General features: G+C 55.1%; 20 protein-coding genes. 9 read left to right on the top strand and 11 right to left on the bottom strand.

Features of this window, described 5'->3' with window-relative positions; genetic code table 11:
- The first annotated feature begins 56 nt into the window (after positions 1 to 56).
- Positions 57 to 776 (top strand): fatty acid metabolism transcriptional regulator FadR, encoded by a 720-nt coding sequence (fadR, locus tag LDK53_RS16815; protein ID WP_025756873.1) that lies wholly within the window; start codon positions 57 to 59, stop codon positions 774 to 776.
- A gap of 109 nt (positions 777 to 885) precedes the next feature.
- Here the strand turns inward: fadR and LDK53_RS16810 are convergent, their stop codons facing one another.
- Positions 886 to 2,418 carry a SpoVR family protein gene (locus LDK53_RS16810; protein WP_225287637.1) on the bottom strand — a complete coding sequence of 511 codons (1,533 nt, stop codon included), beginning with the start codon at positions 2,416 to 2,418 and terminating at the stop codon, positions 886 to 888.
- Between the two features lie 321 nt (positions 2,419 to 2,739).
- On the opposite strand from LDK53_RS16810, the gene LDK53_RS16805 reads away from it, so the two are divergent.
- Together LDK53_RS16805 and dadX are read left to right on the top strand one after the other, a co-directional pair.
- On the top strand, positions 2,740 to 4,038 hold the full coding sequence (locus LDK53_RS16805) for a D-amino acid dehydrogenase (protein WP_025756871.1): 1,299 nt from the start codon (positions 2,740 to 2,742) through the stop codon (positions 4,036 to 4,038).
- 9 nt (positions 4,039 to 4,047) lie between these two features.
- Positions 4,048 to 5,118: a catabolic alanine racemase DadX gene (gene dadX, locus LDK53_RS16800; protein ID WP_025756870.1), complete on the top strand. Its 1,071-nt coding sequence runs from the start codon at positions 4,048 to 4,050 to the stop codon at positions 5,116 to 5,118.
- Between the two features lie 96 nt (positions 5,119 to 5,214).
- On the opposite strand, the gene LDK53_RS16795 is transcribed toward dadX, so the two are convergent.
- Both LDK53_RS16795 and ldcA read right to left on the bottom strand, forming a co-directional pair.
- Positions 5,215 to 6,948, bottom strand: a complete 1,734-nt coding sequence (locus LDK53_RS16795) for a potassium/proton antiporter (protein ID WP_225287636.1) — start codon at positions 6,946 to 6,948, stop codon at positions 5,215 to 5,217.
- A 97-nt stretch (positions 6,949 to 7,045) separates the two neighbouring features.
- Complete coding sequence (gene ldcA / locus LDK53_RS16790; protein WP_225287635.1) at positions 7,046 to 7,960, bottom strand: muramoyltetrapeptide carboxypeptidase; 915 nt, start codon at positions 7,958 to 7,960, stop codon at positions 7,046 to 7,048.
- Positions 7,961 to 8,066: 106 nt separating this feature from the next.
- Here ldcA and emtA point away from each other — a divergent pair, with 106 nt between their 5' ends.
- Positions 8,067 to 8,678, top strand: coding sequence for a membrane-bound lytic murein transglycosylase EmtA (gene emtA / locus LDK53_RS16785; protein ID WP_225287634.1), 612 nt, complete (start codon positions 8,067 to 8,069; stop codon positions 8,676 to 8,678).
- A gap of 38 nt (positions 8,679 to 8,716) precedes the next feature.
- On the opposite strand, the gene ycgR is transcribed toward emtA, so the two are convergent.
- Positions 8,717 to 9,448 carry a flagellar brake protein YcgR gene (ycgR, locus tag LDK53_RS16780; protein WP_025756866.1) on the bottom strand — a complete coding sequence of 244 codons (732 nt, stop codon included), beginning with the start codon at positions 9,446 to 9,448 and terminating at the stop codon, positions 8,717 to 8,719.
- 206 nt (positions 9,449 to 9,654) lie between these two features.
- Here ycgR and LDK53_RS16775 point away from each other — a divergent pair, with 206 nt between their 5' ends.
- Together LDK53_RS16775 and LDK53_RS16770 are read left to right on the top strand one after the other, a co-directional pair.
- Positions 9,655 to 9,909: a GlsB/YeaQ/YmgE family stress response membrane protein gene (locus LDK53_RS16775; protein WP_008502662.1), complete on the top strand. Its 255-nt coding sequence runs from the start codon at positions 9,655 to 9,657 to the stop codon at positions 9,907 to 9,909.
- Between the two features lie 113 nt (positions 9,910 to 10,022).
- Positions 10,023 to 12,125, top strand: a complete 2,103-nt coding sequence (locus tag LDK53_RS16770) for a TonB-dependent siderophore receptor (protein ID WP_225287633.1) — start codon at positions 10,023 to 10,025, stop codon at positions 12,123 to 12,125.
- A gap of 61 nt (positions 12,126 to 12,186) precedes the next feature.
- Here LDK53_RS16770 and LDK53_RS16765 read toward each other — a convergent pair whose 3' ends face one another.
- Entirely contained in the window at positions 12,187 to 13,872 is a 1,686-nt protein-coding gene (locus tag LDK53_RS16765; RefSeq protein ID WP_225287632.1) for an alpha,alpha-trehalase, read from the bottom strand.
- 366 nt (positions 13,873 to 14,238) lie between these two features.
- Between LDK53_RS16765 and LDK53_RS16760 the strand changes: the two genes are divergently transcribed.
- Together LDK53_RS16760 and LDK53_RS16755 are read left to right on the top strand one after the other, a co-directional pair.
- Positions 14,239 to 15,597, top strand: a complete 1,359-nt coding sequence (locus LDK53_RS16760) for a glycoside-pentoside-hexuronide (GPH):cation symporter (RefSeq protein ID WP_047958925.1) — start codon at positions 14,239 to 14,241, stop codon at positions 15,595 to 15,597.
- A 94-nt stretch (positions 15,598 to 15,691) separates the two neighbouring features.
- The gene (locus LDK53_RS16755) at positions 15,692 to 17,071 is read left to right on the top strand and encodes a carbohydrate porin (protein WP_225287631.1); all 1,380 of its coding nucleotides are present in this window, start codon (positions 15,692 to 15,694) and stop codon (positions 17,069 to 17,071) included.
- 13 nt (positions 17,072 to 17,084) lie between these two features.
- Here the strand turns inward: LDK53_RS16755 and LDK53_RS16750 are convergent, their stop codons facing one another.
- Positions 17,085 to 18,041: an AraC family transcriptional regulator gene (locus tag LDK53_RS16750; protein WP_025756860.1), complete on the bottom strand. Its 957-nt coding sequence runs from the start codon at positions 18,039 to 18,041 to the stop codon at positions 17,085 to 17,087.
- Between the two features lie 115 nt (positions 18,042 to 18,156).
- Here LDK53_RS16750 and LDK53_RS16745 point away from each other — a divergent pair, with 115 nt between their 5' ends.
- The gene (locus tag LDK53_RS16745) at positions 18,157 to 19,344 is read left to right on the top strand and encodes an MFS transporter (protein WP_025756859.1); all 1,188 of its coding nucleotides are present in this window, start codon (positions 18,157 to 18,159) and stop codon (positions 19,342 to 19,344) included.
- 47 nt (positions 19,345 to 19,391) lie between these two features.
- Here LDK53_RS16745 and LDK53_RS16740 read toward each other — a convergent pair whose 3' ends face one another.
- The 5 genes from LDK53_RS16740 to LDK53_RS16720 form a co-directional block, all read right to left on the bottom strand.
- Positions 19,392 to 19,871 (bottom strand): Hcp family type VI secretion system effector, encoded by a 480-nt coding sequence (locus LDK53_RS16740; protein WP_225287630.1) that lies wholly within the window; start codon positions 19,869 to 19,871, stop codon positions 19,392 to 19,394.
- Positions 19,872 to 20,093 carry a hypothetical protein gene (locus LDK53_RS16735; RefSeq protein WP_225287629.1) on the bottom strand — a complete coding sequence of 74 codons (222 nt, stop codon included), beginning with the start codon at positions 20,091 to 20,093 and terminating at the stop codon, positions 19,872 to 19,874.
- Positions 20,093 to 20,797, bottom strand: a complete 705-nt coding sequence (locus LDK53_RS16730; protein ID WP_059386823.1) for a hypothetical protein — start codon at positions 20,795 to 20,797, stop codon at positions 20,093 to 20,095. Before LDK53_RS16730 ends, LDK53_RS16735 begins: the two co-directional genes overlap by 1 nt.
- Positions 20,798 to 21,077: 280 nt before the next feature.
- Positions 21,078 to 22,088 carry a type I glyceraldehyde-3-phosphate dehydrogenase gene (gap, locus tag LDK53_RS16725; RefSeq protein ID WP_225287628.1) on the bottom strand — a complete coding sequence of 337 codons (1,011 nt, stop codon included), beginning with the start codon at positions 22,086 to 22,088 and terminating at the stop codon, positions 21,078 to 21,080.
- Between the two features lie 78 nt (positions 22,089 to 22,166).
- Positions 22,167 to 23,147, bottom strand: a complete 981-nt coding sequence (locus LDK53_RS16720) for a GlxA family transcriptional regulator (RefSeq protein ID WP_225287627.1) — start codon at positions 23,145 to 23,147, stop codon at positions 22,167 to 22,169.
- Between the last annotated feature and the right edge of the window lie 53 nt (positions 23,148 to 23,200).

Raw genomic sequence — 23,200 nt, 5'->3', positions numbered from 1 at the left:
CGTGCCTCTGGTATGATGAGTCCAATTTGCTAAAGCTGTGTAATGGAAATCTCACTATGGTCATTAAGGCGCAGAGCCCGGCGGGTTTCGCGGAAGAGTACATCATTGAAAGCATCTGGAATAATCGTTTCCCTGCGGGGTCCATTCTTCCTGCTGAACGCGAACTCTCTGAACTGATTGGCGTCACTCGCACCACGCTGCGTGAAGTGCTCCAGCGGCTGGCGCGCGATGGCTGGTTGACGATCCAGCACGGTAAGCCAACAAAAGTAAACAATTTCTGGGAAACCTCCGGGCTGAATATTCTTGAAACGCTGGCGCGCCTCGATCATGAAAGCGTGCCGCAGCTCATTGATAATCTGCTCTCCGTTCGCACCAACATCGCGACGATCTTTATTCGCACGGCTTTTCGTCAGCACCCGGACGATGCCCTTGCGGTGCTGGCCAGCGCGAACGAGGTGGAAGATCACGCCGACGCGTTTGCCACCCTCGATTACAACGTGTTTCGCGGTCTGGCGTTCGCCTCCGGCAACCCGGTGTACGGTCTTATCCTCAACGGTATGAAAGGGCTCTATACCCGCATCGGCCGCCACTACTTTGCCAACCCTGAGGCGCGTAGCCTGGCGCTGGGTTTCTACCATAAACTGAGCAAGCTCTGTTCCGAAGGCCTGCACGATCAGGTTTATGAAACGGTGCGTCGCTACGGCCACGATTCCGGTGAAATCTGGCACCGGATGCAGAAAACCCTGCCGGGTGATTTAGCGATTCAGAGCCGCTGAAATAAAAAACCTCTCGTATGAGAGGTTTTTTTCGTCGGGTGGCGCTTCACTTACCGGGCCTACAAAACCCGTAGGCCGGGTAAGGCGTAGCCGCCACCCGGCAAAAAAACTACAGCGCATTCAACCGCGCCGGGCAACGCTCCAGCAGCTCGACGCTCCCGTCTTCATTCTGCTGCTCCAGCAGCACGTCAAAGCCCCACAGGCGATGCACATGCTTCAGCACCTCTTTGCGTCCTTTATCCAGCGGTGCGCGGTTATGCGGAATATAGCGTAGCGTCAGGGAACGGTCACCGCGCAAATCCACATTCCATACCTGAATATTCGGTTCAAGGTTGCTCAGGTTGTACTGGGAAGAGAGGCGAGAGCGGATCTCCCGGTAACCCTCTTCGTTGTGGATCGCTGAAATCTCCAGGTAGTTGTTACGGTCATCATCCAGCACGGTGAAGAAGCGGAAATCACGCATGATCTTCGGCGACATAAACTGGCTGATAAAGCTCTCATCCTTAAAGTCACGCATCGCAAAATGCAGCGTTTCCAGCCAGTCAGAGCCGGCGATATCCGGGAACCAGTACTTGTCTTCTTCGGTTGGCGACTGACAAATACGTTTAATGTCCTGGAACATGGCAAAACCAAGCGCATACGGGTTGATACCGCTATACCACGGGCTGTTGTAGGGCGGCTGGAACACCACATTAGTGTGGCTGTGGAGGAATTCCATCATAAACCGCTCGGTGACTTTTCCCTCATCGTAAAGATGGTTGAGAATGGTGTAGTGCCAGAATGTCGCCCAGCCTTCGTTCATCACCTGGGTCTGCTTTTGCGGGTAGAAATACTGGCTCACCTTGCGCACGATGCGCAGGATCTCACGCTGCCACGACTCCAGCAGCGGGGCGTTCTTCTCCATAAAATAGAGCAGGTTTTCCTGCGGTTCAGACGGATAACGACGCGCTTCGGCGACCGCTTTCTCCTCCTCACGCTTCGGCAGGGTACGCCACAGCATATTCACCTGGCTTTGCAGATACTCTTCGCGGCTTTTCTGCCGGGCTTTCTCCTCCTGCAGGGAGATTTTCTGTGGGCGTTTGTAGCGGTCAACGCCGTAGTTCATCAGCGCGTGACAGGAGTCGAGCAGTTTTTCCACTTCGTCCACGCCGTAGCGCTCTTCGCAGTCGGTAATGTATTTACGCGCGAAGATGAGGTAATCGACGATGGAGCTGGCGTCCGTCCAGCTGCGGAACAGGTAGTTGTTCTTGAAAAAAGAGTTATGCCCGTAGCAGGCGTGCGCCATCACCAGCGCCTGCATGGTAATGGTGTTCTCTTCCATTAAATAGGCGATACACGGATTGGAGTTTATAACAATCTCATACGCCAGCCCCTGCTGGCCATGCTTATACAGCCGCTCCGTTTCAATGAATTTTTTACCGAACGACCAGTGCGGATAGTTAATTGGCATCCCGACGCTGGAGTAGGCGTCCATCATCTGTTCGGACGTAATGACTTCAATCTGATGGGGATAGGTATCCAGGCGATACAGCTTCGCGACCCGGTCGATTTCGGCGAGGTAGACATCCAGCAGCTCGAAGGTCCAGTCGGGTCCATCGCTCAGACGTGTGTTGTCCTTGTTCAGGGAATCAATAGTAGCCATTAGCGCGCCCTCGTTGTGGGTGCTCTCTCTGTCTGGAGAGCCTCCTTTCAAGCATAGATCAACGTGTTAAAAAGCGTGCTGGGGCAGAAATTTTTTCTTTGCGATTTCGCGTTTTTGATACGGCAAAAAAACGGTATCTCTCAGCATATTATGCTGGCTAAAAATAACGCGCAGCAGGAGATCCCAAATTAGCCCTATCCCCTGATGCTGGGGGATGTGTGAGGCAAGTCACCATAAAAAAGTCGTATGTTGAATAATATTTTCAACTAGGTTATCAATCTGTAATTAGAAGATTGTTCTTTTGCACATAATGGAGTGGCTATGCGTGTTGTCATACTGGGAAGTGGTGTCGTTGGGGTAACCAGCGCCTGGTATTTAAGTCAGGCGGGACATGACGTCACCGTTATCGATCGTGAGCCAGGCCCTGCGCTGGAAACCAGCGCGGCGAACGCCGGGCAAATCTCCCCGGGCTATGCGGCGCCGTGGGCGGCTCCGGGTGTTCCGCTGAAAGCGATTAAATGGATGTTCCAGCGCCATGCGCCGCTGGCCATCAGCCTTGACGGCACGCAGTTCCAGCTCAAGTGGATGTGGCAGATGCTGCGCAACTGCGACACCCGTCACTATATGGAGAACAAAGGGCGCATGGTGCGCCTGGCGGAATACAGCCGCGACTGCCTGAAAGCGCTGCGCGCCTCGACCGGGATTGAGTATGAAGGTCGACAGGGCGGGACGCTGCAGCTGTTCCGCACGGCGCAACAGTACGAAAATGCGACCCGTGACATCGCCGTGCTGGAAGATGCCGGCGTACCGTATCAGCTGCTGGAAGCCAGCCAGCTCGGACAGGTTGAACCGGCCCTGGCGGAAGTGGCGCATAAACTGACGGGCGGTCTGCGTCTGCCGAATGACGAAACCGGTGACTGCCAGCTCTTTACGCAGCGTCTGGCGCAAATGTGCGAGCAGGCGGGTGTGAAATTCCGCTTCAACACCTCTGTCGACAAGCTGCTGTCGGAAGGGGAAAAAATTTATGGCGTGAAATGTGGTGAAGAGGTGATCAAAGCCGATGCCTACGTCATGGCGTTTGGCTCGTACTCCACCGCGATGCTGAAAGGCATTCTCGATATTCCGGTTTATCCGCTGAAGGGCTACTCGCTGACCATTCCGGTGAAAGAGGAGAGCGGGGCGCCGGTGTCGACCATTCTGGATGAGACCTACAAAATTGCCATTACCCGCTTTGATAACCGCATCCGCGTAGGCGGCATGGCGGAGATTGTCGGCTTTAACACCGAACTGCTGCAGCCGCGCCGTGAGACGCTGGAGATGGTGGTGGGCGATCTCTTCCCGCGCGGCGGTTTTGTCGAACAGGCAACCTTCTGGACCGGTCTGCGTCCAATGACGCCAGACGGCACGCCGATTGTCGGGCGCACGCCGTACAAAAACCTGTGGACCAATACCGGACACGGTACGCTTGGCTGGACGATGGCCTGTGGCTCGGGCCAGCTGCTGAGCGATCTGATTTCCGGGCGCACGCCGGCAATTCCGTTTGACGATTTAAGTGCAGCACGCTATCAGTCGGGGTTTACGCCTTCGCGTCCACAGCACCTGCACGGCGCGCATAACTAAGGAGCTGTCATGTCCCGTCCTGTTCTCGCTCAGCTGAACCTGCAGGCCCTGAAGGATAACCTGCAGATTGTTCGCCGGGCAGCACCTGGCGCCCGCGTGTGGTCGGTGGTGAAAGCCAATGCCTACGGCCACGGCATTGACCGTATCTGGAGCGCGCTGAGCGCCACCGACGGCTTCGCGTTACTGAATCTGGAAGAGGCCATTCTGCTGCGCGAACGCGGCTGGAAAGGGCCCATTCTGCTGCTGGAGGGGTTCTTCCATGCCGACGACCTGCCGCTGCTGGATAAGTACCGGCTGACCACCAGCGTTCACAGCAACTGGCAGATTAAGGCGATTCAGGATGCGAAGCTTCATGCGCCGCTGGATATTTATCTCAAGGTGAACAGCGGCATGAACCGCCTGGGCTTCCAGCCTGAGCGGGTACATACCGTCTGGCAGCAGCTGCGCGCCCTGAAGAACGTGGGTGAAATGACGCTGATGGCCCATTTTGCCGATGCGGAAAAACCGGACGGCATTGCTGATGCCATGGTCCGTATTGAGCAGGCGGCAGAGGGGCTGGACTGCCCGCGCTCGCTGTCTAACTCCGCGGCGACGCTGTGGCATCCTGAGGCGCATTACAACTGGGTGCGTCCGGGGATTGTACTGTACGGTGCGTCACCCTCAGGCCAGTGGCAGGATATTGCCAACAGCGGCCTGAAGCCGGTGATGACGTTGCGCAGTGAAATCATTGGCGTGCAGACGCTTAAGGCCGGCGACACGGTGGGCTACGGCAGCCGCTACCGGGCGACGGGTGAGCAGCGGATTGGTATTGTGGCAGGCGGCTATGCTGACGGCTATCCGCGCATCGCCCCGACCGGGACGCCGGTATGGGTGGATGGCGTTCGTACGGGAACGGTGGGCACCGTATCGATGGATATGCTGGCCGTTGACCTGACGCCATGCCCGCAGGCGGGCATCGGTTCACCGGTGGAGCTATGGGGTAACGAAATCAAAATTGATGACGTGGCCGCCGCGGCGGGGACGGTAGGGTATGAACTGATGTGCGCGCTGGCACCGAGAGTGCCTGTTGTGACGGTGTGACTTTTATGTGTGTCGGGTGGCGGCTGCGCCTTACCCGACCTACAAAATCCCTGGACGTAGGCCGGGTAAGCGTTAGCGCCACCCGGCAAAAAACCGCTACTCCACGTCCTCTTCCCGCGGCCTCAAGCCGACTTTCCGTACCGCGTTATCTTCTTTTTCGGCAACTGTCCAGATCATCCCGGCAAACTCCACCTGGTCACCCACTACCGGGGCCGCGCCAAGCCGCTGCTGGATGATTTCGCCCAGCGTTTGCTGGTTATCACCGTATTCAGCCCCCTCATCCAGACCGTAAATCAGGGCCACATCCGCAAATTTGGCGCTGGCTTCCAGAATAAAATCGCCGAAGAAACGCTGGTCCAGCGCCACCGGCGGCGACTGGCTGAACAGCTTGCCCAGCGCGGGCAGGTCGCGCTCGCGGCCTATCACGCACAGAATGTCCCCTTCGCGCAGACGGGTGCTGCCGGTCGGGTGCAGCAGGACATTATCGCGGAACAGGGCGGCAATCCGCGTGTCGGCGGGCATGTGCAAATCGCGCAGTGAGGCACCCACGCACCATTTGTCGGCGCTGAGCTGATAGACAAACTGTTCCCACGGGTTTTCCGGGTGGATGTCCAGCCCGACGCGGGACACCGGCCAGCCCACAGGCGGTACCACCACTTTGGCTTTTTTCGCCGCCCACCCGAGGGACGTTCCCTGGAAGAGTAGCGAAATCAGCACCACGAAGAACGCCACATTAAAGAACAGCCGGGCGTTATCCAGACCGGCCATCATCGGGAAGACGGCAAGGATAATCGGCACCGCACCGCGCAGGCCCACCCAGCTGATAAAGACGCGCTCGCGCAGGTTGAAGCCGCGAAACGGCAGCAGCCCCGCAAACACCGACAGCGGACGGGCGAAGAAGATCATCCACGCCGACAGCAGCAGCGCCGGAATGGCGATGGGAAGCAGGTCCGAGGGCGTCACCAGAAGCCCCAGCACCAGGAACATGCCGATCTGCGCCAGCCAGGCCAGTCCGTCGAAGTTTTGCAAAATGGCATGACGGTTGCGGATAGGGCGGTTGCCCATCAGGAACCCGCACAGATAAACGGCGAGAATGCCGCTACCGTCCAGCGCTGTGGTGACGGCGAAAATAAGAATGCCGCCGCTCAGCGCCAGCAGCGGATAGAGTCCCAGCGGTAGCGATATGCGGTTGATGGTCTGCTGTAACAGATACCCTCCCGCCAGGCCGATAAGTATCCCCAGGCCGAACTGCTGCAGGATATGCCACGCAAACATCCAGCTCAGCCCGCTTTCGTGCTGCTGAATCATCTCGATAAGCGTGATGGTGAGAAACACCGCCATCGGATCGTTACTGCCGGATTCAATCTCAAGCGTGGAGCCTACGCGTTCGTTAAGCCCTTTACCACCGAGCAGGGAGAACACGGCTGCCGCATCGGTTGAGCCGACGATAGCGCCAATCAACAGTCCTTCCATGATATTGAGATGGAAAAGCCAGGCGGCCATCATCCCGGTGAGGCCTGAGGTTATCAACACGCCGACGGTTGCCAGCGACAGTGCAGGCCCTAAGGCCACGCGGAAGGAGCTCGCCTGGGTGCGCATCCCGCCGTCAAGCAGGATAACGGCCAGTGCGAGGTTACTCACCATATAGGCGAAAGGGTAGTTATCGAAAGGAATACCGCCGATGCCATCAATGCCAGCCAGCATGCCGATGGCAAGGAAAATAACAAGAATAGGTATGCCGAGACGCGATGAAAATGAACTTAATAAAATACTGCTGGTTACAAGGACCGAACCCAGAATGAAAAGACTGATTATCGCTGCGGCATCCAATGTTCTCTTACTCCCACCTCAATGTTAACGCTGTTACTAAAACCCTAACATATTAACCACGGCAACAGCGTTTTATTAAGCGGGTTTGACGGCTTTTTTATGCCTTTATGACAGGATGGCCGCTGAGGGTGAGCCGGCTGCCCGAATCATTATGAATCAGGGAGGCGTGCGCCCCCAGCGGCAGGGTGACGGTTTGCTGCTCATGACCGAAATCCAGACCGGTAATGACCGGAATATCCAGCCGCGAGCGAATAAAGTCGATCATGGTCTCAAGGGTGTAACCCGCGTCATAATCATTAGGCGCAGAGCCGCTAAAGCTGCCCAGAATAATGGCGGACTGTCGCTCAAGAATACCAGCATGATAAAGCTGCAACAGCATGCGCTCGACGCGGAACGGATGTTCGTTGATATCTTCCAGCACCAGAATGCCATCCTCGATGTGCGGCAGCCACGGCGTGCCAATGAGCGAGACCAGCATCGCCAGATTGCCGCCCCAGAGCTGGCCTTCACACTCCCAGTGCGGTCCATTGCCTTGCCACTCCACGCTGTAGGTCGGATTACGCAGCGCGCGCCAGAAATGGTCCATGGTAAACGCGTCCAGCTCCGGCGCGCCGAGGTTACCGGCCAGCATCGGGCCGCTGAAGGTAATGACGTTATGCAGCGCCAGCAGCCCAAGCTGGATGACGGTGAAATCGCTGTGGCCGCAGATCAGCAGCGGATCCTGCTGCTGACGCTGCGCCAGGCCCTGCCAGTCAATACTCTCCAGCAGACGGCTCGCGCCATATCCGCCGCGTACCGCCAGAACGATCTGGTTTGCACCCTTCAGGTTCACCAGGTTGTTGATATCATTCAGCCTCTGCGCCTCCGTGCCGGCAAAACGCTGCTGGCGGCGGGGGATAATCGTCTGATTTTCTACCTGATGGCCGGACGCCAGCAAACGCTGAACGCCCCGCTGTGCCGCGTCCTGGTTAATGCAGTAGCCGGATGGCGCGATGAGATGAAACTGAGACATGGCAATTCCTTGCTGAATGAGAAACTAATTGTCTATATCATGCCGCTTATACGCTGCCTGCTTCAAGGGCGGCGCACCGCGATGACCGGCTATAAGGATAGATGACGTGAAATTAAGATGGTTTGCTTTTTTGATTGTGTTGCTCGCTGGCTGTAGTTCAAAGCATGATTATCAAAATCCGCCGTGGAACCCGGAAGTGCCGGTGAAGCGGGCGATGCAGTGGATGCCGATCAGTGAACAAGCCGGGAAGGCCTGGGGCGTCAGCCCGCGTCTGATCACGGCGATTATTGCGGTGGAGTCCGGCGGTAACCCCACGCTTGTCAGCAAGTCCAACGCGGTAGGGCTGATGCAGCTTAAAGCGTCTACGGCGGGGAGAGAAGTGTACCGCTATATGGGCTGGAGCGGCCAGCCGTCAACCAGCGAGCTGAAGAACCCGGAGCGCAACATTTCAATGGGCACAGCCTATCTGAGCATTATGGGACATGGCGTGCTGAAGGGCATTGAGGATCCGGATGTGATGCAGTACGCGCTGGTGGTCTCTTACGTCAACGGTGCCGGCGCGTTGCTCAGGACTTTCTCATCAGACCGCAAAGAGGCAATAGAAGAGATTAACGGCATGGACAAAGACGAATTCTTTGAGCATGTGGTGAAAAATCACCCGGCACCACAGGCGCCTCGTTATATCTGGAAAGTACAGAAAGCGATGGATGCCATGTAATGCCGCATACGGGCGGCGGTCACGCTGCCCGATTTTCCTTACAGAATTTTATTGGCGCGCTCCCGCGCCTCTCGCTCCAGTGAGTAGATAATGCGCTGCAGCTCACGCTCTGCACCGGGGCCGACGTTGAGGAAACGGAAACTCAGACGTGGGGTGGTGATGGTTTCATTTTTGCTGTCCACAACGGTGCGATCGCTGATAGCAATCAACTGCGCGTCGAAATAAAAGCGACCCCAGCCACCCATATCCAGTTCGATTTGTGTAAACCGCATGCCTTCTACCAGTCCGTCAGGTTTCGGCGTATCCATCAGTGCGCCCATACCGCCGAGCGACAGATCGAAGAGACGGAAGCGGATCTCTTTTTTGTCCGGCATTTTGGCCTTACAAAAATAGGCGGGATGAAGCGGGGCGTTGATGCGGAAATATTCACGACGCTGAACAAACCAGAGATTGGAGGGAAGCGGGGTCACAAAGGCCGGAAGTCCCTGGTATTCGCGCAGTTCCAGTCGCGACAGGACAAACTCCACTTTAGCTCCCTGGGTTTCGGCCATCACCGCGAGATTCTCCGCTTTTAGCGCCGCACGGTTTTCATACTCCTGACTGCCTAAATCAATCACCAGCCGCTCCTGCGAGGCGTCCAGGATCTTGCTGATGAACTGATTATTCGACCAGCTGATGCGCAGCGGCACTTCGCCTTTTTGCAGGTCGCGTAATACCCCTAATACAGCCAGCGGATTTTGCTTGAGGAACTGCTCACTGTAATGACTCACGCCGGATGGCTCCTTGATAAATGACAGACTGTCTTAGCGTTATCGGCACGCCGCAATGAAACTTAATACAAACCGGTGAGTTTTTTTTCGGCTTACGCAAAGATAAGTCGGTGAGATGAAAATGGTTTTCTGGCGATGACCTATACTTAAGTTAGCTGCGCAGAAGGTTTTCTGCGCATGCGTTAAACCTGCAAGAGGGCATCGCTATGGGTATCATCGCCTGGATTATCTTCGGTCTTATTGCTGGCGCTATCGCGAAATTGATCATGCCGGGAAACGACGGCGGCGGCTTTATTTTGACCTGCGTACTCGGGGTCGTTGGTGCGGTTGTGGGCGGCTGGCTGGCGACGATGTTTGGCTTTGGCGGCAACATAAGTGGTTTTGACCTGCACAGTTTTCTGGTCGCTGTTGTGGGCGCCATTGTGGTGCTGGGCATATTCAGGTTACTGCGACGAGCATAAATTAACGGAAACGGCTCTCTGTGGAGGGCCGTTTTTTTTGCCTGTATATTGATTTGTTAATCTAAATGATAATAATTGTCGTTCCGAATTACATTCAACAACAAGACGACATTATGCATACCTCACGTTTTACGCTATGCGCCCTGGCAGGCGCTATCACGCTGGCATTACAGGTTCAGGCGTTTGCCGAAGAATCAACCATCGTCGTCACGGGCTCAGAGCAGGGGAGCGCGCTGCCAACCTGGACAAACAGCGCCACGAAATCGGCCGTGGCAGAAAGTAAAACGCCGCAGGTCATCACGACCCTCTCTGCCCCGGAAATTGAAAAGCGTCACGCGAATTCGGTGAATGAAATTCTGCGCTATGCGCCGGGCGTCTCGACGGAGGTGCGGGGGAATACCTCCTATTTGAGCGAATATAAAATTCGTGGCTTTACCGTCGACCAGGAGTTCTACAACGGGCTGCAGTTGCCCTACAACGTGACCGGCAATACCCAGGCCCGTATCGATCCGCTGTTGATTGACAGCGTAGATATTTTGAAAGGCCCTTCATCGGTGCTCTACGGCGGCGCCTCGCCGGGCGGGCTGGTGAATATTCAAAGTAAAAAGCCGCAGCGGGAAGCCCGAACCGAGTTCGGCTTCAACACCGGCAACCGCAATCTGAAAGAGGGTTATCTTGACTCAACCGGGCAGCTTGCTGATAGCGACTGGAACTACCGACTGCTCGGCAAAGCGACGGAAAATGACGATCAGCCGCACACCACCCGCTATGAAAATTATCTCGTTGCCCCGTCTGTCACCTGGCAGCCCGACAGCAAAACCCGCCTCACCGTGGATGCGCTGGCGCAGAACAGCCCAGGTCTGACCCCATCGAACCCGCTGCCGCTCTCTTACCTGCGCTCGAAATACGCGGGCAAGCGCGATTACGCCGGCGATGAGTGGAGCGGGTTTAAGCAGCGGCAGTGGATGCTGGGCTACAGCTTTGAACACGCGTTTGACAGCGGCTGGGGCTTTAACCAGAAGGCACGCTATTTCGACGTCGACACGCATCAGCGCAGCGTCTATGCAACGGGCACGGGAAGCGAGGTCTATCAGCTCAACCGCTTTGCCTATACCACGGATGAAGATCTGCAGAGCTTCAATATCGATAACCAGGTCACCAAAACCGTGGCGCTGGGCGACTGGGAACATCACCTGCTGGCCGGGTTTGACTATCAGAAGCTGAACTCCCACTTCCACTACCGGTATGCGACGGACACGCCGGGTATCGATATGCGCGATCCTGACTATTCGCAGATCCATGAAAACGCGCTGGGGCTTTATACCGCCCAGAAAAACCGTCTGAGTTATCAGCAGAACGGCTATTACCTGCAGGATCAGGTCGCGTTTGGCGGCTTAAATCTGCTGGCCAGCATGCGCTACGATGATTATCGCTCCGTTACCACCAATTACCTGCAGAACGGCGACAAGGCATGGGTATCCCAGGATCGCGTCACTAAACGTCTGGGCGCGCTTTACGCTTTCGACAACGGAATTTCACCGTTTATCAGCTATTCCGAAGGTTTTGCGCCAGTGTCGCCAAAGGGAACGCTCACGGCGAAAGAGGTGAAACCGACCACCAGCAAACAGGTGGAAGGTGGGGTGAAATACCTGCTGGCCGATTATGCCACCACCCTGACGGCGTCGGTGTTTAACATCCGTCAGAAAAATGTCGTCACCTCCGATCCGGGGTTCCTGAATTACAGCCAGACCGGTGAGGTGGAATCCAAAGGGGCAGAGCTCTCGGTCGTCAGCCGTCCGACGGATAATCTGACGCTCATTGCCAACTATGCTTACACCCACGCAATCAATACCGAAGATGATAAGTACCAGGGCAAACGCCCGACGCAGGTGCCGGAGAATGCTTTTAACCTCTGGGGAGATTACACCTTTGAAAACACGCCGCTGAAAGGGCTCATGCTGGGTGCGGGGGCGCGTTACACTGGCTCCATGGAGATTTCCCCAGCTAACGATGCGGGTAAACTGGGCGGGACCACGCAGTACGATCTGTCGGCCTCTTACCGGATGGGCGAAATCCTGCCGTCGCTTGCGGGGCTAACGCTTAAAGCCAGCGCGCAGAACATCACCAACAAAGAGACGCTTACCTGTTACGACGCAACAAACTGCTGGATTGGGCGTGACCGGACGTATCAGTTAGGGGCGAGTTACAGTTTCTGAGCAAAGCCCTTTGAGGGCAAAATGTAGGCCGGGCGGCGTAGCCGCCACCCGGCAATACACGTTACTGCGCCGTAGCTTTTGCTGGCGCAACTTCGTCATTCGCTGCAGGCCGGTTCTCCGGCACGCTGTCGCACGGTTTCTCTTTCGGGCATATCAGGTCCAGCATCTTCAGCGTCACGCCGTTGCTCCAGCCGAAGCCATCCTGAAGCGGATACTCTCCACCGCCGCCGCCAGTACCGGTTGTCGACACGTCATACTTCTCGACCAGTTTCTTTTCGCGGTCGTACGTATGCTGAACGTTCTTCAGGAAGCGCCAGGTCACGTCCATCGCGACCTTATCTTGTCCGTAATTCTGCAATCCTTCCGTGGCCACCCACTGTAGCGGAGCCCAGCCGTTTGGCGCATCCCATTGCTGGCCGCTGTTGACGGTAGTGGTCGCAATCCCGCCCGGTTGTAACAGGCGCGATGAGGTTGCCGCTGCGACTTTATCGGCACGATCCTGCGCCGCGGCCTTCACGTAAAGCGGGAACAGGGCCGCGGCGGTGAGCTGATTACGTACCTTCTTGCTCTTCAGATCGTAATCAGCGTACCAGCCCTCTTTATCATTCCACAGGTGGCTCTCGATGGCTTTCTGGCGTGCCGTTGCCAGCGCCTCATATTTGCTTGCGCTGGCGGCATCGCCACTCTCCTGGCTTGCCCGGGCCAGCAGTTTTTCCATTTTGAACATCAGGGCGTTCAGATCCACGGGCACGATGCTGGTGGTCCGGATAGTGGCGAGCTTTTGCGGGTCATCCATCCAGCGGGAGCTAAAGTCCCAGCCCGAGGCCGCAGCGGAACGCAAATCACGGTAGATCTCGGTCGCAGGACGGTTTGGGTTACTTTTGGCAGTATTCACATCATCAAGCCAGGATTCCGGGCGCGGCGTATCGCGGTCATCCCAGTAGCGATTGAGGATAGCGCCATCATCCAGTTTCACCACGCGTTTGTTGGCCTGCCCGGGTTGCAGGGCGTCGACGCCATCCATCCAGTAGGCATACTCTTTTTCCATCTGCGGACGATATTTCTTCAGCGCATCGCTGTCGTGGGTCGCCAGCAGTTCAACCATCAGCGAGAAGAACGGCGGCTGGGAGCGGCTCAGGTAATAGCTGCGGTTGCCGTTGGGAATATGCCCGAAGGTGTCAATTTCATACGCAAAGTTGTCCACCATATCGCTGATTTTGTCCCAGTGGTCGCTCTCCGCCAGGCCCAGCATGGTGAAATAGCTATCCCAGTAGTAGACCTCACGGAAACGTCCGCCAGGCACAACGTACGGCTTCGGTAACGGCAGAAGGGAATCCCATTTATTGCTGGCTTTGTCGGTGGTGCGCGTCAGCACCGGCCAGAGATCGTCAATGTGCTCACGTAAACTTTGTCCTGCGGGCGGAACATATGTTTCTCCTTCACCCGGCAGCGTAAAGTTCACCTCGACAAAATGGCGTAAGTCAAACCCGGACTGACGACGTTGCATACGGTAGTCGGCAAGGATTGTCAGGGGATCGCTGTTTGGCACCGCGTCGGCAAAGGTTTTTTGATCGGGGAAGAGTTTGGCGCTCTGAACGTCACTGAAGAGGGGCCCGAGCAGAATATCCGGTGAATTCGTCTGGCCTGCGTTCATCTCTTCCGCGTAGCCAGAAGCGGCCACCGCGAGCAGCGCACTGCCCAGAACCACAGGTAAGAGGCGAGGGCGCAGCTTTTGTGGGATTATCATTGGTGCTTCTCCTTATTTCACTGAGCAGCAGTTACGCTGTCATCAATCACCAGAAAACCTTAGTCGAATATGCCGCGCTTCGCGTGCCGAACATCGCATTTTGCACAAATCCAGACTATTTACCGTTGCGTTTCATGCCCGGTATGACGGGCTGGAATATTGTTTTTGTGAATATCTAACCGCCCAGAAAATAAAGTGCGATCCGTTGCACAGAATGTGCCCGACGAACGCTTTCTTTTAATTATCACGATCACATAAAGCAAAAAACATAAGTTCGAGGTGAAAAAACATAATGGATCGCCGCATGGCTCTCAGGCGAAATTGTCGCTACGAAAGAAACCGGTTTCATAAATGAGGAGTCACGCGATGTCAATTGCAGAGAAAATTCCGGTCAAAGAGAAAATAGGCTATAGCCTGGGCGATGCAGCGAGTCATATTGTATTTGACTCATCGGTGGCCATTCTGGCGTATTACTATACGGATATCTATGGATTACCCCCGGCCGTCATGGGAACCATGTTTCTTCTGGTGCGTTTATTAGATGCGATTACCGACCCGATTATGGGCGCAATTGCTGATGCAACCTCCACGCGCTGGGGCCGTTTTCGCCCCTGGTTGCTGGCAATATGCGTTCCTTTTGCGGTGAGTTGCGTGCTGGTTTATTCCATTCCGGATTTTACCGAAACCGGAAAAATTTATTATGCCGTCGGCGCATATATATTTATGACCCTGATGTATACCGCCATTAATATCCCGTATTGCTCCCTGGGGGCGGCGCTAACGTCCGACCCACGCGAAAACCTCTCGTTGCAGTCCTGGCGTTTTGCCATCACCCCGATTGGCGGGGCGCTTGGCACCGCCCTCATTCTGCCCCTGGCTGATTACCTCTACCCGGGCGACAGAGCAACAGGTATTCAGGTGGCGATGGCGCTCTTCGGCGCGATCGGCTGCCTGATGTTTATCGTCTGTTTTGTCACCACCAAAGAGCGGGTGCAGCCTATTAAAGAGGAGAATCTCAACATTGCCCGTGACGTTAAGATCCTCTTTCGTAACGATCAGTGGCGCATTCTCTCCATCTACAACTTTATGATGCTGGTAGCGGTGGTGATCCGCGGCGGCGCGGTGGTCTATTACGTTAATACCGTACTGAACAAAGGAGCCGACATCATCTCGTACTTTATGCTGGGCGGGATGCTGGCCTCGATGTTAGGCTCCGTACTGGCACAGCCATTTGGCACCCGTTTTTGCAAGGTCAAACTCTCGTTTTGGATCAATATTCTGAATGCGGTGTTAGGCGTGGCCTGTTTCTGGCTGCCGCTGGAATTTTGGGTTATTCCCTTAATTGCCCACATTCTTATTCAGATTGTTCAGGGCGGTAACGGTGCGCTGCAGTGGTCGATGATCACCGATGCAAATAATTACGGTGAATGGAAAACCCAGCGTCGAATTACAGGTATGAATGTTGCGGCCAACATATTCGTCATTAAATTAGGGGTGGCGGTCGGCGGTGCTATTCTGGGCTGGGTACTGGCCTGGTACAATTATGAATCCAGCAGCACGGTACAATCGGAATCCGCCGTTCAGGGCGTCATTCTGCTGTTTACCTTGATTCCCTCTCTCTTTTATTTACTCACTGCTTTCTCCATTAAGTTTTATAAATTAACGGAAAACGTCATGAATGGCGTGGTGAATGATTTAAATAAAGGCGAATTCGCTAACTCTTAATGCTTTCAGTAGTAAGCCGATAATTCATGCGAATTATCGGTGAGGTTCTCTGTGTCCGTCAGGAAATAATGATTAACTCACGAGGATGGAGTCGATGAAAGTGAAAACCCTTGCACTCATTGTCAGTGCGTTTTGTACTACCGGAGCAATGGCAGCAAACGATACCCAGCGTCTGGAAGATAAACTGGCGCAACTGGAGGCGCGTCTTGAAAAAGCCGAAAGCCGGGCGGCAAAGGCGGAGGCACAAATTCAGGTGCTGGAAATACAGCAGCAAACGGTCGCGGTCGCAAATCCTGTTGTGGTGGAAGCGAAGGAGCCTGCGACAGCACAAGCGGCACCGAAGCTGACGTTATCCGGCTACGGTGATATTAAGTTTTATGGCGACGTTGAGTTTAATATGGACGCAGCCAGCAAGACCGGCAGTTTAACCTCCATGAAAACGACGGCCAACAAAGACTGGGCCCCCGGCAGCCATGAACGCTGGGATATTAACGGGCGTCTGCTGTTAGGTTTTGACGGCTATAAACGGATGGCAAACGGCAATTTCGCCGGCTTCTCCGTGCAGCCGCTGGCTGACTTAACGGGCAAAATGAACCTCGATGATGCCGTTTTCTTCTTTGGCACAGAAAACGACTGGAAGGTGAAAGTGGGGCGCTTCGAAGCCTATGACATGTTCCCGCTTAATCAGGATACCTTCGTTGAATATTCCGGCAACACCGCCAACGATCTCTACAGCGATGGCTACGGCTACATCTACATGATGAAAGAGGGGCGCGGGCGTAGCGACAGCGGCGGTAACTTCCTGCTCAGCAAAACGCTGGGTAACTGGTATCTCGAGGTTAACACCCTGCTGGAAGATGGCAGTTCGCTGTTTGTGGACCAGCTGTATCATGGTGTGGACCTGGATAACGATAAAAACGTCGCTTACGTCCGGCCGGTCATTGCCTGGCAGGAAGGGAACTTCTCGACGGCCATCGCGATGGAGAGCAACCTCGTCAACAACGCCTATGGCTACCGTGATGCGTCAGGAAAATGGATAGACCAGTCTGAGCGCACCGGCTACGGTTTCACCCTGACCTGGAACGGGCAAAAAACCGATCCGGATGACGGGATCGTGGCGAATCTGAATACCGCCTACATGGATGCCACGGATGAGACGGATTTCACCGCGGGCGTGAATGGCTTATGGCGCAATTTCGAACTGGGCTATATCTACGCGCATAACCAGATCGACAATTTCAACACCGCAAACTTCGACGCGGACTGCGACGGCGACTGCTGGGTGACCGATCCCGGGGATTATGATATTCACACCATTCATGCGTCATACCTGATCCCGAACGTGATGCAGATGAAGAATTTCAACATCTATCTTGGCGCGTATGCTTCCTGGGTGGAAGCGCATCCGAACGATGGCGATGACCGAAGCGACGATCGCTACGGCGGACGCGTGCGCTTTAAATACTATTTCTGATGCCGTACGCCGGTCAGGCCTCTTCCGGGGTCTGGCTGGCTTCCCGCAGTATCCCCGGCGCATGGCCGATAATCCGCTTAAACGCCCGGCTGAACGCCGCGAGCGATCCATACCCCAGCCGCAGCGCCACCGTTTCAATGGGCTGATTCTCATGGCGAATATACTGAATGGCCAGCCGCATTCTCAGCTCGCTGAGATATCTGGCCGGCGTGGTTCCCGTCGCCGCCAGAAAGCGTTCTGCAAACACGGAGCGGGAGGTGCCGGCTTCTTTCGCCAGATCCGCCACGCTCCAGTTCAGCCCCGGCTGCTGGTGCATGGCGTAGATCGCCCGGCTCAGACGCGGGTCGCGCAGAACCTGCACCCAGCCGGTGGCTTTTCCACAGCCGCCTTCCACCCAGCCGCGCACGATTAATGCCGCCACCACGTCGGCCAGGCGCGCGAGGATCCCGGCGAAACCGGCCTGACGCGTCAGGGATTCACGCTCCATCGCCGCCAGCAGCGGATGGATCTCCGGCCACGTGGACATCAGCCGGCTGACCATCATCACCTCCGGCATCGCTTTGATCAGCGGCTGCATCCCGCCCAGTTCAAAATCCATACAGCCGCTAAAGATGATGGTGTTCTCGCTGTCCGGACACGGCTCGCAGGTGATCGCGCAAACTGAGCTGCAGATGGGCTCGCTGGGAAATGCGGTGACCGGGGTGAGGGTGGCCTGTTCGTCCGACAGCAGGGCGTGTGCGTCGCCATTCGGAATAAAGAGGGCATCGCCGCTGCTTAAGGTGAAGGTTGCGCCACTCTCCATACGCAGCAGGGCGCTACCACGGCTGACGAAATGAAACTGCGCTCGGCCGGGGGCCTGGTGGAACGCCACTCCGAACGGCGCGCTGGCTTCAATGCGACGATATTTCACGCCCGACAAGCGCATGCCGTGCAAAAGTTCGCTGATCAGATCGGGGGACTGAGCGGTCATGGCAAAACTCCGGACGAATAATCAATAAGTGGAGATTATATGTCATAGATCGTCCACGGTGAACCCTCTATGCTTTTGCGACAGTTGTCACATTTTCATAACGGGAGATCAACAGATGAGTTCATGTGTCGCGGCGAGAGAGGCTGTTGCGCCAGCAAAACCCGCCTGGCGGGCCGTCTATTCACTGGGGCTGGGGGTGTTTGGTTTGATCACGGCAGAATTTCTGCCCGCCAGTTTGTTAACGCCAATGGCCGCAAGCCTGGGCGTCACCGAGGGGATGGCCGGGCAGGCGGTAACCGCCACCGCGCTGGTGGCGCTGGTCACCGGGTTGCTGATTACCCCGGCGACCAAGAGTATCGACCGCCGCTGGGTGCTGATGTTTTTCTCGGTGCTGCAAATCATCTCCAGTCTGCTGGTGGCCTTTGCGCCCACGCTGCACGTGCTGCTGATGGGACGCCTGCTGTTAGGGATTGCCATCGGGGGATTCTGGGCAATGTCGACGGCCACGACGATGCGTCTGGTTCCTGCCGATAAAGTGCCGAAGGCGCTGGCGGTGATCTTCTCCAGCGTATCGATTGCCACGGTGGTCGCGGCGCCGCTGGGCAGCTATCTTGGCAGCCTGATTGGCTGGCGCAACGTGTTTATTCTCTGCATTCTGCCGAGCATGCTGGCGCTGCTGTGGCAACTGTGGGTGCTGCCCTCCATGAAACCTGAGAGCAGCGGCAGTCTTGGAACGCTGTTCCGCGTGCTGCGTCGTCCGGGGATGATTGGCGGCATGCTGGCGACCATCCTGATCTTCAGCGGCCACTTTGCCTTCTTTACCTACCTGCGTCCGTTCCTGGAAACGGTTGGTCAGGTGGGCGTGGAGAGTATCTCGCTTATCCTGCTGGGCTTTGGTATCGCCAACTTTGTGGGAACGTCGGTTGCCGGGCATCTGCTGTCACGCAATCTGCATCTGACGCTCGCGCTGGTGCCGTTCGCCATGGGCGTACTGGCGCTGACCATGGTGGCGTTTGGTCATCTGGCCATGCTGGACGGCTTACTGGTTGCGCTGTGGGGCTTTGCCTTTGGTCTGGTTCCGGTGGGCTGGTCAACCTGGCTCGCCACCACCGTACCGGATGAAGCCGAAAGTGCGGGTGGGCTGCTGGTGGCCTCAATCCAGCTGGCGATAAGCGCTGGCGCTGCCGGCGGCGGGGCGGTGTTTGATCTCAACGGTGCCACAGGCGTCTTCGCCGGCAGCGGTTTCCTGCTGGTGACGGCGATGGTGATTGTGTTTATGGGCGTGAAGGTTAAGGCGGAGTGATTTTTACCCTCTCCTTCGGGAGAGGGTATTTATAGATATCCATTATTCTAGGCAGTCGCTCTTTCATTCCAGGTGTCTTTAAACACTATATTTCCGTCACAATATTTCCATTCGATTGATTCATATCGCAGTTCGACTTCTTCCATATGAGCACTTGCGATACCTAACGGGTGCAGTAAAGGGGAGATCCTTGTTATCTTGACATTTTCCAGAGTGATATTGAAATATTCACGCTCGATCCCGGCGTCATTAATCTTATACATTTTGATTAATGCTGTTTTGAAGATTTTACCTGTACAGACGGCACGAAATAGATAGGGTGTGATGCGATCTATTTCTTTTTCAAAGGTAACTGGCACATGAAGTCGTGTTCCTGTCAGTTTTCCCGTGTTGGAATCGGTGGGGATCCACACAGAGTGGTTAAACGATTTTAGTTCGGTAGAGCCCAATCTCGTAGGCATTAAACACTCCCCTGTAATCGTGGCGTTATTTTCATCTGTGAGCCATATATGTGCTGGTGTAGACATTTATTTACCCTTTGTTTTGTAGCGAAATGCAATGAAGTAAACAACTAATAAAATAATCCCAAAAACCCTTAGTGCAATTTCTTCATCTTCTATAAAACTCACTGCGACAGCACCTAGAATGACAGCGAATATTCCAGTGCCATACCAAAAAAAATCATCCATAATATCTTTTAAAAAACTTTTTAAAAATTGCATCAAAAATTCTTTTATAGATTCCCACATTATTGCATCATTTTATTTAGCGCATCAGCAATTTCACCATCGGATGCAGTGTTTAAGTTAAGATATCCGGTCTTCATTATCACGGGTTCAATAAGAAAATACATCATTTCCAGCTTTTCAACATACAGCGCATGGTAAAACAACGGTTGGAATTTTTTCAGTGTATTTGCGCTGTCTGCCGCATGCTGGACTATAGCGTAAAGGTTTAATACGCTAATTACACCTCCTGTGCCCCAACCAATCTTTTTCACAAATGCACTTTGTACGGCCGCGTTCATGTTATTACCATAACAGATGTATGACGTGACGGCATAAATCAACCCATTCTTAGAGACCTGCTTTACTGAGTAGTTTGTTGTAAATGGTATTATACTTTCAAGAATGCTTTTTCTTTGGCTGTTGGATTTGTTATGAAGCATCGTTTCAATATAAATCCTAACCATTCTAAAAATTATATCTCTATGCTTAACGAGTTGTGCTACTCCTGCTAAAAACCTTAAATCTTCATAACCTAATCGCTTACATACATCCTGGTAATTATCCGTGAAGCAAGACGTATAATAGAGTAAGCGTGTTGTAGCATCGCCAAGATTATTTAAATATTCAATAGCTCCGTCTCTCACTCCAGCTATGGCGCGATCAAGCCTTAAAGCAAGTTCTTTATCGGACCCAATTTTTTCGATAATCGATTTACTGTAATACATAACCTGCCCCTGTTGTGTACAGAGTTTATCATGGGCTATGTTGTCGCCTGGGCACAGCGATCGCACTCGCATTTTTAAAAGTAAAATGAAGAATATCCACTGACCTATTTTCTAAGCTAATGGGTGCTTTTTAATAATTGATGTGATGAATTAGCAGCCGTTGAATAGACTTAGAATTATCTTCATTTATTAATTCTGAGAGGAGTGAAGAGAGATGTTTAATAGTTACATAATTTGTAGGCCGGGTAAGCGCAAGCGCCACCCGGCATTAATGCAGGTATTACAACCCTTTCTTATCCATCCACACCGCCAGATCCACCAGACGGTTTGAGAATCCCCATTCGTTGTCATACCACGCGAGGATTTTCACCATATTCCCGCCAATCACCAGCGTGGAAAGCCCGTCAATAATTGAGGAGCGCGGGTCGCCCTGGTAATCGCTGGAGACCAGCGGCTCATCGCTGTACCCCAGAATACCTTTCAGCGGGCCACTGGCGGCCGCGTGGCGGAAGGCCTCATTTACCTCTTCGACGGTCACGTTACGGCTCAGCGTCACCGTTAAGTCGACAATCGACACCACCGGAACCGGCACGCGCAGGGAATACCCGGTCAGCTTACCGTCCAGGGAGGGGATCACTTTCCCCAGCGCTTTCGCCGCGCCGCTGGAGTAAGGCACAATCGACAGCGCCGCCGCGCGCGCGCCGCGCAGATCCTTCTCTGGCTGGTCGTGCAGCGCCTGGCTGTTGGTGTAGGCATGCGTCGTGTTCATCAGGCCATGCTCAATCCCGAACTGCTGATGCAGCACCTGAGCCGCCGGCGCCAGACCGTTGGTGGTGCAACTCCCGTTACTCACCACAACGTGCCGGGCGGGATCGTACTGGTTATGATTGACGCCCATAACAATCGTCAGGTCGTCGTTTTTTCCGGGGGCGGAGATAATGACGCGTTTTGCTCCACCGTGGGTGATATGTACCGCCGCTTTTTCCCGTTCCGTAAAGAAGCCGGTGGCCTCAATCACCACGTCCACGCCGACATCACGCCACGGGATATTCGCCGGATCGCGTTCGCTGAATACGGTGATCCTCTGCCCGTCGACCTGCAGCGCGCCGTCGGCCGCTTCAACGGGAGCGGGCAGTTTCCCCAGCAGGGAGTCATGTTTCAGCAGATGGGCGAGGGTCTTGCTGTCCGTCAGATCGTTAATGGCCACAATCTGCAGATCCGGGTTGCCCAGCGCCGCGCGCAGGAAATTACGTCCGATACGGCCGAAACCGTTAATACCGACCTTAACCATGGTGCACTCCTTATCTCTGTTGTCTGGAGTCACTGTAGGCGTCAGGCGGGATGGCGTAAACGACAAAAAAGGATCAGATTACGCCATTTTCCGGCAGTGAAATCGCTGGCGATACTCGCCCGGGGTGAGGTGGAGCTGTTTCTCGAACACGCGCCGCAAATTAATACTGGTGCCAAACCCGCTTTGCTCAGCAATGCGCTCAAGGGGAGCGCTGGTCTGCTCAAGCAGCTGGCGGGCCGCGGCCAGACGCGCTTCGGTCACGTAGCGGGCAGGCGAGACGCCCGTCTCACGGGTAAACACGCGGGTGAAATTGCGCGGGCTCATCGCCGCTTTTTCAGCCAGAGTTTCCACACACAGGTCGGCGGTGAGGTTCTGCAGCATCCAGGCCTGCAGCTCGCTTATCGGACCCGATGTGCCGGGCTGCTGCAGGTTGTAGCGACTGAACTGCAGCTGCCCTCCGGGGCGGCGCAGATACATCACCATATCCTGCGCCACGTCGCGGGCAAGGGTAAATCCGTAGTCGTCTTCCACCAGCGCCAGGGTCAGATCAAACCCGGAACTCACGCCGCCGGAGGTCCAGATGGGACCGTCCTGAATATACAGCGGGCCGCCTTCGACCCGGATTGACGGGTACTGAGCCTGCATGGTCTCCAGCAGCCGCCAGTGGGTGGTGGCGCGACGACCGTCCAGCAAACCGCTCTGGGCCAGCAGCATCGCACCGCCGCAAATGGAGGCGATCCGCCGCGCATGGGGGGCGGCGAGATGCAGCCAGTCCATCACGGCGAGGCTCTCCTGCTCGTTCACCCCGCGACCGGTAATGATGATGGTATCCAGCGGCTCACGGGGATCCAGATCCGGCAGGCGATAGTCCGCCAGCAGATTGAGGCCGGACTGGCCGTGGATCACCTGGTGCGGTTGGGTGGTCGCAATGATGATGCGATAGCAGGGCTTCGCCAGTCCTTCCGGATGCAGCCGGTTGGCCTGCATCAGAATGTCGGCGATACCGGCGGCTTCAAACAGCATGCCGCCGTCAGGAACAATAATCAGGATCTTCTTCATGTCCTGAAAAGTACCTTTATTACAAAATAAGTCAAGTGCGCCCGCACTTCACG

The sequence above is a fragment of the Enterobacter sp. K16B genome (assembly GCF_020216105.1).
Lineage (GTDB): Bacteria > Pseudomonadota > Gammaproteobacteria > Enterobacterales > Enterobacteriaceae > Enterobacter > Enterobacter sichuanensis.
Note: the sequence above shows the minus strand (reverse complement) of the source record. Positions and strands in the feature narration are given on the sequence as shown.